Here is a 12615-nt window from a genome sequence, read left to right on the forward strand (position 1 = left end):
ACTCGCGCATCCTGCTTCTCCCTGACACTGGTGTCCGCACATGGCCGACCGACCACCTTCCGAAATCGCGCGCGAGACGCTCAAGCAGCTGGCCACCCGGCGCCTTCCCCCGACGCCCGACAACTATCTGGCGCTGTATGACGAGATCGCAGGAGTCCGCAGCCCGCAGCCATTTCCCGAAGGCCCCCTGCAGCACATCCTGAGGGTGCTGCCGGGGCAGACGCCCGCACAGAAGCGCCTGCTGGGCCAATTCGAACGCGCCGTCAACAACAAAGACTGGACTTCGCTACAAAGTGTGCTGGTGGGCTACGCCAACCTGGGCCTGAACCCCGCCACGGCGGCATCGGCGCCGGTGGAGCCGGCCCCCGGGGCCGCGGCCACTGCCTCGCCAGGCATCCTGCCGGACGAGTTTGCGCAGATGCTGGCGCGCCTCATCGACAACACGCTGCCCGCGCTTGGTGAAGACGATGCCCGCGTGATCGACATGGCGCAGCAGCTCATCACCTTCCTGAAGGAGCCCGCGCCCCCCATCTCCACGGTGCAGCTCATGCTGGGCAACTTCACCTACAGGCTGTCGTTCGCCACCGAGGAGCAGGCCTCCATCCGCGCCAGCCTGCTGGAGCTGCTGCACATGGTGTTCGAGAACATCGCCGTGCTCAGCCTGGAAGACCGCTGGCTGCACGGCCAGGCCGAGGCGCTCATGGCCGCGTCCACGCCGCCGCTCACGCTGCGCCGGCTGGACGACGTGCAGCGCCGGCTCAAGGACGTGATCTTCAAGCAGGCCGAGGCCAAGGCCCGCACCGTCGAGGCCCAGGAGCAGATGAAGGACATGCTGGCCACGTTCATCGAACGGCTGGCCCGGATCACGGCGTCCAGCACCACCTACCAGGGCACGATGGCACGGTGCGCCGACCTGATCGGCAAGGCCAACACGCTGGAGGAGATCGCCCCCGTGCTGCACGAGGTGATGACCGCCACCCGCGCGATGGCGCTGGACAGCCGCGTCACGCACGACGAGCTGCACGAGCTGCGCGAGCGCACCGAAGCCAAGCGCGCCGAAGTGGCCAAGCTGCAGGAAGAGCTCGACCGCGCCAGCCAGCAGGCCCGGCACGACCCGCTCACCGGCTCGCTCAACCGCAAGGGCCTGGACGAGGCCATCGAGCGCGAAATCGCGCGTGCGCGCCGCCTGGGGTCTCCACTGTGCCTCTCGCTGCTCGACGTGGACAACTTCAAGACCATCAACGACCGACTGGGGCATTCCGGCGGCGATGCGGCGCTGGTGCACCTGGCGCAGGTCACCCGCGAGGTCATGCGCCCCCAGGATCTGCTGGCACGCTACGGCGGCGAGGAATTCGTGCTGGTGCTGCCGGACACCCCCGTGGAAAGCGGCGTGGCCGCCATGACGCGGCTGCAGCGGGAGCTCACGACACGCTTCTTCCTGCAGGGCTCCGAGAAGGTGCTCATCACCTTCAGCGCCGGGGTCGCCCAGCTGCACGACAGCGAAGACAGCGCGGACACCATCCGCCGCGCCGACCAGGCCATGTACCTGGCCAAGCGCTCGGGCAAGAACCGCGTGATGGCGGCATGAAAGGAAGCCCCCCTGTGTCGCCTTCGGCGCCTTCCCCCCAGGGGGGACGCCGCCAGCGCACGCAAGCGAAGCGCCGCATCCGCAGCTTGGCGGCCCTTGCGCGGCGGCCGCTGGCCTGGGCTGCGCCAGTTTTGAGCGCAGCGCACTAAGGCGCACCCTGCAGTGCCCCCAGAGCAAAGACGGTCCTTTCTGCGGCGCGCAGCCATGGCTGCCGCTGCCACCAGCCTGCCCCATTGGGCTTGGAGCAACCCGCCGTCGCTGCACGCCAATCCGTTCGCGCTGGGCGTGGCCAGTGGAGACCCGGCGCCCGACGGCGTGGTGCTGTGGACGCGGCTGGTGCTGGCCGATGCGGCGCAGGTGCAGGCCGCCCACACCGTGCGGTGGGAGGTGGCGCACGATGCGCGCTTCGCGAAGATCGTGCAAAAGGGCGAGGCGCCTGCCCTGCCGCAGCTCGGCCACAGCGTGCATGTGGAGCTGCGCGGCCTGGCCCCGGACCGCTGGTACCACTACCGCTTCCTGCTGGGCGATGCGGTGAGCACGGTGGGCCGCACGCGCACGGCCCCCGCACCGGGCGACCTGCCTGGCGCGTTGCGCGTGGGATTTGCCTCCTGCCAGCGCTGGGAGCACGGCCACTACGCCGCATGGCGCCACCTGGCGGCCGACCAGCCCGACCTGGTGCTGTTCCTGGGCGACTACATCTACGAATACGCCACGCCCAGGAACACGGCCGACCTGGCGCGCACCCACAGCCTCCAGCTGGCCACCACGCTGGCCGACTACCGAGACCGGTACGCGCTGCACAAGAGCGACCCGGCCCTGCAGGCCGCCCACGCCGCCTGCCCCTGGGCCGTGACCTGGGACGACCACGAGGTGCAGAACGACTACGCCGCCGGAGCGGGCCGGGGCGACGCCACCGGCTTTGCGGCGATGCGTGGCGCCGCATGGCAGGCCTTCTACGAGAACATGCCGCTGCGCGCGGCCAGCCTGAACCGGCCCTTCCCCGACACCCGGTGGGACGCGCTGCAGGTCTACCGCCGCCTGCGCTGGGGCCGGCTGGCCCACATCCACCTGCTGGACGGCCGCCAGTACCGCACCTGGCAGGCCTGCCGCACACCGGAATCCGCCAGCGCAGGCGCAGTGCGCGGCGGCCAGTGCGCCGACCTGGGCGACCCCGTCCGCAGCTTTCTGGGCGCGGCGCAGGAGCAGTGGCTCGACGCCGGCCTGGCCAGCGACGCGGCCACCCGCGACACCACACGCTGGAGCGTGGTCGCGCAGCAGACGCTGTTCTCGCCGCGCCACTACCCCTCGGGCATGGTGTCCACCGACAGCTGGGACGGCTACCCCGCAGGCCGCGCACGCCTGCTGCAATCGGTGGCCCGCCACGCGCCCCGCAACACCGTGCTGCTGGGCGGCGACATCCACCAGAACTACGTGTGCCGCGTGCACGCCGACGCGGACCGCCCCGGCTCGCCCGTCATCGCCAGCGAGTTCTGCGGCACCTCCATCAGCTCGCGCTCGGGCACCACGCAGGACAAGGTGGACGCCGTGGCGCGGCACAACCCCCACGTGCTGCTGGCCCGCTGCGACCTGCGCGGCTACGGCCTGGCGGACATCACGCCCGAGCGCTGGACCACCACCCTGCGCGCGGTGGACGACCCGATGCGCGCGGACAGCGGCGCCAGCACCCTGGCCCGGTTCGTGGTTCAGGACGGCCGCGCGGGGCCCGTGCCGGCGTGAACGCTCATTTTTTGATAGCTTTCAGCGCTTATCCAGAAAGCGACAGGACCGCAAAATACCTCAAACCGTGCGCCTGTAGCGCAATGTAACGCCGAGCCCCCGCGCAGGCTGGGCACCGTACGATGGCCGCTTCTTGCTTGCCACGAAGGAGAAGCCCATGTCCCCCATCGTCTCGCCGGCCCCGGCATCCCCCCGCAGCTTGCGCCCTGGCCTGATCACCTGCGCCGCGCTCGCCGCACTGCTGGCCGGCTGCGCCGGCGCCCCCTCGCAGTTCGCCTACACCGTGCCGGCCCAGCCCGAAGGCTCCTCGGGCTACACCGAAAAACCCGGCTGGGCCACCGAGAAATTCGCCGTGGCCGCCGCCAACCCGCTGGCCACCGACGCGGGCTACCAGATCCTCAAGGCCGGGGGCTCGGCCGTGGACGCAGCCATCGCGGTGCAGATGGTGCTGACCCTGGTCGAGCCGCAGTCCAGCGGCATCGGCGGCGGCGCCTTCCTGCTGCACAGCAGCGGCAAGGTGGTGGAGGCCTATGACGGGCGCGAGACCGCGCCCGCCGCCGCCGACGAAAAACTCTTCCTCGGCGCCGACGGCAAACCCGTGCCGTTTTACGACGGCGTGGTGGGCGGCCGCTCGGTCGGCGTGCCCGGCACCGTGCGCATGCTGGAGCTGGCACACAAGCAGCACGGCAAACTGCCCTGGGCCACGCTGTTCCAGCCCGCCATCACCCTGGCCGAGGGCGGCTTCAAGATCAGCGCACGGCTTAACACCCTGGTGGCGGCGGACCCGCACCTCAAAAAGGACCCGGTGGCCGCCGCCTACTTCTACAAAGCCGATGGCGATGCCCGCGATGTGGGCGTGAACCTGCGCAACCCCGAACTGGCCGCCGTGCTGCGCCGCATCGCCGCCGAGGGCAGCAAGGCGCTGCACGAGGGCGAGATCGCCCAGGCCATCGTCGACAAGGTGCAAAAGCACCCCACCAACCCCGGCAGGCTCAGCCTGGCCGACCTGGCCGGCTACCAACCCAAGAAGCGCGAGGCGCTGTGCCACGACTACCAGGTGGCCAGCAAGGACTTCCGCGTCTGCGGCTTTCCGCCGCCGAGCTCGGGCGCCATCGCCATCGGACAGATCCTGGGCATCCTCAAGAACACCGACGCGGCCGCCAAGCCGCTGCAGGACGGTATCCCCTCGGCCGACTGGCTGCACCTGTACACCGAGGCCGCGCGCTTGGCCTTTGCCGACCGCGCGCAGTACGTGGCCGACCCGGACTTCGTGCAGCCTCCCGCCGGCAGCTGGAGCAGCCTGCTCGCCCCCGCCTACCTGGCCGAACGCGCCAAGCTCATCGGCGCACAGAGCATGAAGGTCGCGCAGCCCGGCAACCCCGGCGCGGTGAAGGCCAGCTACGCGCCCATGCCCGACCAGCCCGAGTACGGCACCAGCCACATCAGCATCGTCGACGCGTTCGGCAACGCGGTGGCCATGACCACCACCATCGAAGACCAGTTCGGCGCGCGGCAAATGGTCAAGGGCTTTTTGCTCAACAACGAGCTCACCGACTTCAGCTTCGCGCCCGCCGATGCCCAGGGCCAGCCCATCGCCAACTGCGTGCAGCCCGGCAAGCGCCCGCGCTCGTCCATGGCGCCCACGCTGGTGTTCGACAAGGCCACCGGCGAGTTGCTGATGAGCGGCGGCAGCCCCGGCGGCGCGGCCATCATCCACTACACGGCCAAGACGCTCTACGGCGTCTTCCACTGGGGCCTGATGCCCCAGCAGGCCATCAACCTGCCCAACTTCGGCTCCATGAACGGGCCCACGCTGCTGGAGGAAAAGCGCTTCCCGCCCGCCACGGTGGAGGCCCTGCGCGCACGCGGCGCCGAGGTGCGCGAGATGAACATGACCAGCGGCCTGCAGGCCATCACCCTGGGCAACGCCCACGGCAAGAAGCTCTGGATGGGCGGCGCCGACCCGCGGCGCGAGGGCGTGGTGATGGGGGACTGAGCCCCGCGCTCACCGTGCCGCGCGCCGCCGGCCGGCCCCCGCCAGGGCCGCCACACCGGCCGCCAGCAGCAGCAGGGCCCAGGGCGACAGCGTGGGCACGGCCGTCGCGCCGGACACCATGGGCACGCCGGGGCCTCCCGCATCCCGCACCGCACCGTTGGGCCCCAGGGCAAAGTCATCGTCGCCCAGGCCCCCATCGGTGATGCTGAACCGCACCGTGTTTCCGCTGATGGTGGCGGGCAGCTCGTACCAGTGCGCAGCCGCGTTGCCGGGCGTGGGGCCCCACTTCCAATAGCGCGTGCCGGGCGGCAGCGGCGCGGGATAGGTGATGGTGAAGTGCAGCGTGGCCCCTGCCGCGCACCCGGCGGTGGCGAAATCGAACAGCCCGTGCGGAAAGGCCACGCCCGTGGGCGCCGCCGGCGCCACGCTGGCGGCGGGAACGAACCTGCTGGCGGCAAAGCCGCAGCCGGCCCCGCCGCCCGAAAAACCCGCCGTGACGGCGCCGCCCGGCCCCTCGCCCGTGAACTGGGTGGCGGCGGCCGGACGCACCACGCGCACCACGTACGACAGCGTGGCACCGCTCTGCGCCGTGACCAGCACCGTGACCGGGTTGTCGCCCACGGCCAGCGCGATGGGCGCCGACGCGCTGCCGCGCGCCACCAGCGCGCCGTTGACCCGCACGCTGGCCGTGGCCTCGGCCGCCAGGGGCGTCAGCGTGATGGACGCCACCGCGTGGTCCACGCTCGCCGTGTACTGCAGGGTGCCGGCATCGAACGCCGGGCCCAGGCTGCCCGCGGACAGCGTGAGCGCGCCCAGCAGGGCATTCGCGCTGGGCACGGGGCGCGTGGCGGAGAAGGTGTAGGTGGCCGTGCCGCCATCGCGCGCCAGCACGCTCACCGTGACGACCGCGCTGCCGCCGGCGGGCACCGCGACGGGCGCCGATGCGCTGCCGCTGGCCACCGGCACGCCGTTGACGCGCACCTCGGCGGTGCCGAAGGCCAGCCAGGGCGTGAGCGTGAAGTCCGGGCCGCCCACGGGCAACTGCACGGCATAGGCGGTGACGGCGCCCGAGAACGCCGGGCTCAGCGTGCCGCTGGACGGCACCACCTGGGCCAGGTCGGGCGCGGTGTTGCGCAGCACCCTCAGCCCCTCCCCCCGGTTCGACAGCGCGTTCATCACCAGGTCGGGCTTGCCGTCGCCGTCGAGGTCGGCCATCGCCATGCGCGAGGGCAGCCACGGAACGTAATGCAGCTGCGGCGCCGCCAGGCTGCCATCGCCCTGCCCCGCCAGGATGGCGACATTGAAGGCGCCGCCGTTGCCGTTGAGCACGGCGACGTCGGGATGGCCGTCGCCGTTGAAATCGCCCACCACCACGTCCTGCGGTACCTCCTGGCCGATCATGGGCCCCAGGCCGCTGGCGAAGCGCACGGGGTTCTCGAAGCTGCCGTCCGGGCGGCCCCGCAGCACGAACACCGTGCTCACGCCGTTCACCGACACGGCGACGACGAGGTCATCGCGCCCGTCGCCGTCGAGGTCGCCCACGCGCGGAACCGCCCCGCCCATGGGCACGCCCAGCGTCCCGTCGAAAGGCGCGCCGAAACCGCCCAGGGGCAGGCCCGGCAGCAGTTGCAGCGCACCGTCGCCGCTGGCCAGCACCAGGTCGATCCGCCCATCGCCATTGAAGTCCCCGCCGACGACGTACCGCACCCAGCCCAGGCTCCCCACCGGCTGCGCGTCCGCGAAGCGGCCGCCGCCCAGGCCGCGCTGCACGGCAGCGCCGTTCGCGCCGGGCGACACGAGATCGGGGCGGCCATCGCCGTCCACGTCCAGCGCCGCGACGCCCGCGGCCGCCGCGGGCGGCCAGGCCAGCGGGGGCGACAGCGCACTGAAGCGCCCATCGCCCAGGCCCAAGGCCAGCTGGGCGTGGCTGCCATCCACCGCCATCGCGTCCAGCCAGCCGTCGCCCTGGAAGTCGCCCAGTGCCAGCAGGAAACCGTCGCCCAACCCCACCGGCGACCACTGCGCGGCGGCGAAGGTGCCATCGCCCCGGCCCGCGAGAAGCGCGATGTCCCGCCGGACCAGGCTCACCGCGGCGATGTCCACATGCCCATCGCCATCCACGTCGCCCACCGCGAGCGTCACGGCCTGCGTGCCCTCCAGCGGCAACGACAGCGGCGCGGCGAAGGCCGTCGGGTTGTGCGCGAGCGGCACCGCCTGCGGCGCCTGGCGCGTGATGGAAACCAGGTAGGTGCGCTGCACCATGCCGTCGCTGGACATGACCTGCACCGGCACGGTGTTGGGCCCCGGCGCCAGCGCCACGGTGGCGGCATGGCCGCTGCGCAGCATCTGCCCGCCGACGCGGGCCGTGGCCTCGGCATCGGGCAGCGCCAGCCCCACCCGCACGGAGGCCATCACGAAAGGCACGCTGGCGCTGTAGGCCAGCACGTCCGGGTCGAACGCGGGGCTGAGGCTGCCGCCCGACAGCGTCAGCCCGGCCAGCGCCGCGTCGGTGCGTCCGCGCAGCACGTCCAGCGTGTAGCTGCCGGTCTGCAGGCCGTCGGTGCTGGTGACCTGGATGGTGATGGCGTTGTGGCCGGGCTGCAGGGGAATCGGCGCCGAGGCCTCTCCCGGCACCACCGGACCACCATGGACGAGGATGGTGGCCGTCGCATCCTCCGCCGTGGGCGTGACCGTGAGCGTGGAGGCATCGCTGGCGGCCCGCACGGTGTAGGCGGCGATTGCGGGATGGAACGACGGCCAGGGCGTGCCGCTGGACAGCGCCAGCCCCAGCAGCCTGGCGCTGTTCACGAGGCTGGCACGCACCACGCGCAGCGTGTACGTGCGCTGCGTAGCGCCGTCCTGCGCCGTGGCCCGAACGGCGATGGTGTTGGTGCCGGGCGCGAGCGGCACGCTCACGCCGCCCCCGGCCGCCACGGGCGCGCCGTTGACCGTGACCGACGCCCCGGCGAAGGCGGGGGTGGGCGTGACGGTCACCGCGCTGACGGTGCCGGCCACCGATGCGGTGTAGAGCATTACGTCCGGATCGAACGCCGGGCTCGGTGTGCCCGCCGACAGGGCCAGCGCCGCCAGCCGGGCGTTGGTGTCGGGCGCGGCGCGGGCCACGGTCACGGTGTAGGTCCTGGTGGCCAAGCCGTCCTCCGACTGCACGCCGACGGCGATCGCCGTGGCGGCCCCCGCCTGCAGCGCCACGGAATGCGGCACGCCCGCCGCCAAGGACGCCCCGTTGACGGTGAGGGTGGCGGTGGATGCAGCTGGCGACGCCGTGAGCGACACCGCCGTGGTGGCATAGGGCACCGTGGCGCTGTAGCCCGTCACGGCGCTGTCGAAGGCCGGACTGAGCGCGGCGCCGGACAGGGCGAGGCTGTCCAGGTCGGCGCTGGCGCTGGCCAGCCGCGTGATGGCCAGATCGAAGGTGCGGGTGGTGCCGTCCTGAGCCATGGACTGCACCGTCACCGTGTTCGCGCCCAGGGCCAGCGGGATGGCCGGCGATGCGCTGCCGCTGGCCACCGGCTGGCCGTTGACCGTGAGGCCGGGGCAGTCCGCCGCCGTGGCGACCACCGCCACGGACCGGTCGCGCACGGTGGCGCTGTAGCTGTGCGTGGCCGGATCGAACGGCGGGGAGAGCATGCCCGCCGACAGCGCCAGGGCGGCCAGCTCGGCGTTGGCGCCCGGCCCCTCGCGCTCGATCTGCAGCGTGTAGAAGGCCCTGGCGGTGTAGTCGAACGACAGGGGCCGCTCCACCGCCAGCTCCACCGTGTTGGCGCCAAACGCCAGGGGGACGGACAGCGCGCCCTCCGTCTCGCCGCCGAACAGGTGGAGCGTCTGTCCCAGCGCCCGCACGGTATAGGGCTGGTAGTTGGGCTGCCAGGCCCGCACCGTGATGCTCTGCGGCGCGCAATGGCCGATGCGGATGCCCGGCACCGCCACCCGCAGCGGGTCGTCGGTAAGATCTCCCAGCGGGTAAACCGCGGCGACACCGCCCACCGCGATGGAGGCCAGCTGCGCGTAATTGGTGAAGCCGGGTTCCGGGTCATCGGCCACCGCCCCTCCGCAGGCACACGCCAGCAGACAACCCAGCACCCACCGGCGCATCCGCAACCCCGCCTTCCAACCGCCCATATCCCCTCCCCCTTCAGCCGCTGCACGGCACCGCGTTGGGCCGCGATTGTTCGCAGGCAGCGTTGACGCAGCGTTGAACGCCCGCCGCCCTGGCGGGTGCACGCGGGAGCGCAGGCACCGGTCCGTGCATGTTTTGCTATATTTTTAATAGCTTCCAGCGCTTTGCGGTAAAGCGCTGCAGCCCAAAATGACATCAATCCTTGCGCTGACGGCGGCGTGCGGTGGCCGCGCCCCCGGCCATCAGCAGCGCCAGCAACGTGCCCGCCCACGGGCCGCCCAGCGGTACGGCGACCGGGGTCGCGGGCCCCCCTGGACCGGGCGCGGCGGCCACCGAGAACACATAGGTCACCGTGGCCGTCTGCGCCGCGGCGTCCGTGACCTGCACCGAAAAGCCGTAGTGGCCCGCTGCCGTGGGGGCGCCCGACAGCACGCCCCCCGCGGACAGGGACATGCCCGCCGGCAGGCTGCTTCCGGCCGCCAGGGCGTAGGTGTAGGGCGGCGTGCCCCCCGTGGCCGACAGGCTCTGGCTGTAGGCCACGCCCGCCACGCCCCCGGGCAGGCTGCCCCCCGTGAGCACCGGCGTGCTGGCCAGAGGAATGACGGCGCCGCTGTGCAGCACCACGCCGCCGCCCGACGACAGGCCCGCTACGGCCTGCCCCGCGATGGCGCCGGCCTGGGCCGCTGCGGGCGGCGCCCCCAGGGCGCCAGCCAGCAGGGCGAGCGCAGCAGCCGCGCGGCCCGAGGAGAGAAGAAAGGATGGCATGCCGCGCTCCCTGCCCGCTAGTTCCGCGTGGGGTACGTGCCGCCCACGCAGATGATGTAGTTCAGCGCCAGCGACGGCGGCAGCCTCTCGAACGGCTGGGTGGAGCCCGCGCTCCCCACGGACGTGAGCGCCAGCCGGGTGTCGGGCGCGACCGCCGCGAAGGCGCCCGCCTCCGGCACCGCGGCCAGCGCCATGCCGGCAGCGGGCGTGGCGCTGGTGGCCGCGCCGCCCGCCGCCGCCACCGCGTGGCTGTGGGGCGGCAGGTTCCAGTGCTGAAGCCACATCTGCTCGTCGCCCCGGTGCGTGCCTTCGACGACGTCGGTGGCCAGCCCCAGTCCCTGGCCCGTACCCACCGGGATCCGGCTGCCCAGATGGGGCAGGTTGAAGTGGGTCATGCCGTCGCCGCCCCAGGTGGTGCCCAGCACCGAGAAAAGCGCGTTGTGGTCGGTGATGCTCAGGGCCTGGCCGTTGGCGAGCATCCAGCCCACCGGCGCGTAGTCGCCCGCGAACAGCCGCACATCGCCCAGCAGGCAGTTGTCGGCCACCTGCGCGCCGGTGCCGGCGCATGCCAGCAGGCCCGTGCCGGCCAGCAGGAGCTGGCCCAGCCGTGTTCGCCGTGTTTGCATGGCGGTGCTCACGGCCGGACGGGGAAGTCACCCGCGGTGCAGATGATGTAGTTCATGCCCAGGCTCGGCGGCAGGATCAGGAACGCCTGTCCGTTGCCGGCGGACGCCACGCTGGTGGCGGCCAGCTGCACCGACGGCGACGCGGCGGCATACAGCCCCGCGTTCTGCGCCACGGCCAACACCTTGTCGCTGCCGGGGGTGCCCGTGGTGGCCGGGGCATTGCTGGCCACGTTCAGGGCGTGGATGTGCAGGGGCATCTGGCCGGTGGTCAGCGTGTGCGTCTCAGCGCCCCACTGGTCCCCCAGCGCGCGGTAGGTCAGTCCGAACCCTTGCCCCTCGCCGACCGCCACGCGCCCGCGCAGGTCCGGCAGGGCGAAGGTGGAGGATCCGTTGCCGCCGTAGGTGGTGCCCAGGATGCTGAACAGCGCTGCCGTCTGGGCGTTGAGGGCCAGCATCTGCCCCTGCGCCAGGGCCCAGTTGCGGGGCGCGAAGTTGCCGGCGAACAGGCGCAGCTCACCCATCATGCATTCCTGCTGCGCCATCACGGGCGATGCGCCGGCGGCCAGGGCGGCCGCCAGGGCCAGGGAAGCAAAAGCGTGGTTCTTCTTCATGGCATGTCGTTCTCTTGATGCATCACTGCGCGGCGATGAAGCACACCGGCTGCGCCGTCTCGGCGCTGTCGAGCCAGCCCAGCGCCAGCGTGACCGCGCCGGCCGCCTTGGCCACCGGGTGCACGGCGCGCGCGCGGCCCGTGGGCGCGGCCCGCGCGTCCAGCACCAGCGTGTAGCCGGCGCTGGCGAAGGCGGTGGTGAAGGTGATCTGGTGCTGGCCGGTGCCGCCGTCGTAGGCCACGGTGTAGCCCGTGCCGCTGCCGGCCTGCCCCACGCTGAAGCAGCCGTGCACCAGGTTGCCGGCGCCGCCGCCGGCCGGGCCGGCGGGGCCCTGCGGCCCGGCAGGCCCCTGCGGACCCTGGGCGCCGTTGCAGACGTAGGCGGTGGCGGAGATCTCGCCCGCGTCCAGCACGCCGTTGCTGTTCGCATCGCTGCCACCCTGCACCCGCGTGCCGCCGGTGGCGCAGTTGGCGCCAACAGCCTCGGCGGCGGTGGCGATGAGCGCCCGCGTACCCGCCGCGCCGGTGGGACCGGCCGGGCCGATGGGGCCGGCCGGTCCCGCTAGACCCGCCGGCCCCTGCGGGCCGGTGGCCGCGCCGCAGGCCCAGCCGGTGGCCGTCTGCAGCAGCGTCTCGCCCACGGCGCACACCTGGCCGATCTTGGCGGCGGTGACCGCGCCGTCGGCGACGGTCTTCGCGCTCAGGGCATAGGGCGCGCTGGACAGGGGCATGCGCGGCGCCAGCTCGGCGGCGCCGTTCACGCTCACGCCCAGGTAATACGGCTGGTCGAACGGCAAGGCCAGCGGGGCGATGCTGCCCAGCTGCACGCTGAAGACGCCGGTCGCCAGTGCCACCGCCGGATGGGTCTCCTCCCACAGCGCCGCGCCGCCCGTGGCCGCATCGTAGAGCCGGAACTGCAATTGCACGGGCCCCGCCAGCGGCCCGCCACCAGGCTGGGTGAGCTGCCCCTGGTAGCTGACGGAGGCGGGCACCGCCGCATGGCTGCCTTGCGCCGCCAGCCCCCAGCCCAGCGCCAGGGCCATGGCAGCGGCACGCACGGCGCCACGCCATGGGTACGCCGCCTCGGCCTTCTTCGCTGCATTCACGACCATCCCGCCTCCTCCCTGTTACGCCGCGCCGCGGCACCTTGGACAA

At 72.7% G+C, this 12615-nt stretch carries 8 protein-coding genes; 3 read left to right on the top strand and 5 right to left on the bottom strand.

Features of this window, described 5'->3' with window-relative positions; translation table 11 throughout:
- The first annotated feature begins 40 nt into the window (after positions 1-40).
- From ACAM51_RS04705 to ACAM51_RS04715, 3 genes are all read left to right on the top strand, one after another.
- On the top strand, positions 41-1588 hold the full coding sequence (locus ACAM51_RS04705) for a GGDEF domain-containing protein (RefSeq protein WP_218295365.1): 1548 nt from the start codon (positions 41-43) through the stop codon (positions 1586-1588).
- 204 nt (positions 1589-1792) lie between these two features.
- Complete coding sequence (locus ACAM51_RS04710) at positions 1793-3325, top strand: alkaline phosphatase (RefSeq protein ID WP_369642861.1); 1533 nt, start codon at positions 1793-1795, stop codon at positions 3323-3325.
- Between the two features lie 157 nt (positions 3326-3482).
- Positions 3483-5321 (top strand): gamma-glutamyltransferase family protein, encoded by a 1839-nt coding sequence (locus ACAM51_RS04715; protein ID WP_369642862.1) that lies wholly within the window; start codon positions 3483-3485, stop codon positions 5319-5321.
- Between the two features lie 9 nt (positions 5322-5330).
- On the opposite strand, the gene ACAM51_RS04720 is transcribed toward ACAM51_RS04715, so the two are convergent.
- The 5 genes from ACAM51_RS04720 to ACAM51_RS04740 form a co-directional block, all read right to left on the bottom strand.
- A complete protein-coding gene (locus ACAM51_RS04720; RefSeq protein ID WP_369642863.1) occupies positions 5331-9383 on the bottom strand; it encodes an IPTL-CTERM sorting domain-containing protein in 4053 nt (1350 codons plus the stop codon).
- A 271-nt stretch (positions 9384-9654) separates the two neighbouring features.
- Positions 9655-10224: an Ig domain-containing protein gene (locus ACAM51_RS04725; RefSeq protein WP_369642864.1), complete on the bottom strand. Its 570-nt coding sequence runs from the start codon at positions 10222-10224 to the stop codon at positions 9655-9657.
- 17 nt (positions 10225-10241) lie between these two features.
- Positions 10242-10850, bottom strand: a complete 609-nt coding sequence (locus ACAM51_RS04730) for a phage tail protein (RefSeq protein ID WP_369642865.1) — start codon at positions 10848-10850, stop codon at positions 10242-10244.
- 8 nt (positions 10851-10858) lie between these two features.
- Positions 10859-11461: a phage tail protein gene (locus ACAM51_RS04735; protein WP_255591122.1), complete on the bottom strand. Its 603-nt coding sequence runs from the start codon at positions 11459-11461 to the stop codon at positions 10859-10861.
- Positions 11462-11483: 22 nt separating this feature from the next.
- Positions 11484-12572, bottom strand: a complete 1089-nt coding sequence (locus tag ACAM51_RS04740) for a hypothetical protein (protein WP_369642866.1) — start codon at positions 12570-12572, stop codon at positions 11484-11486.
- Positions 12573-12615 lie beyond the last annotated feature (43 nt).

It is taken from the genome of Acidovorax sp. A79, from assembly GCF_041154505.1.
Lineage (GTDB): Bacteria > Pseudomonadota > Gammaproteobacteria > Burkholderiales > Burkholderiaceae_C > Acidovorax.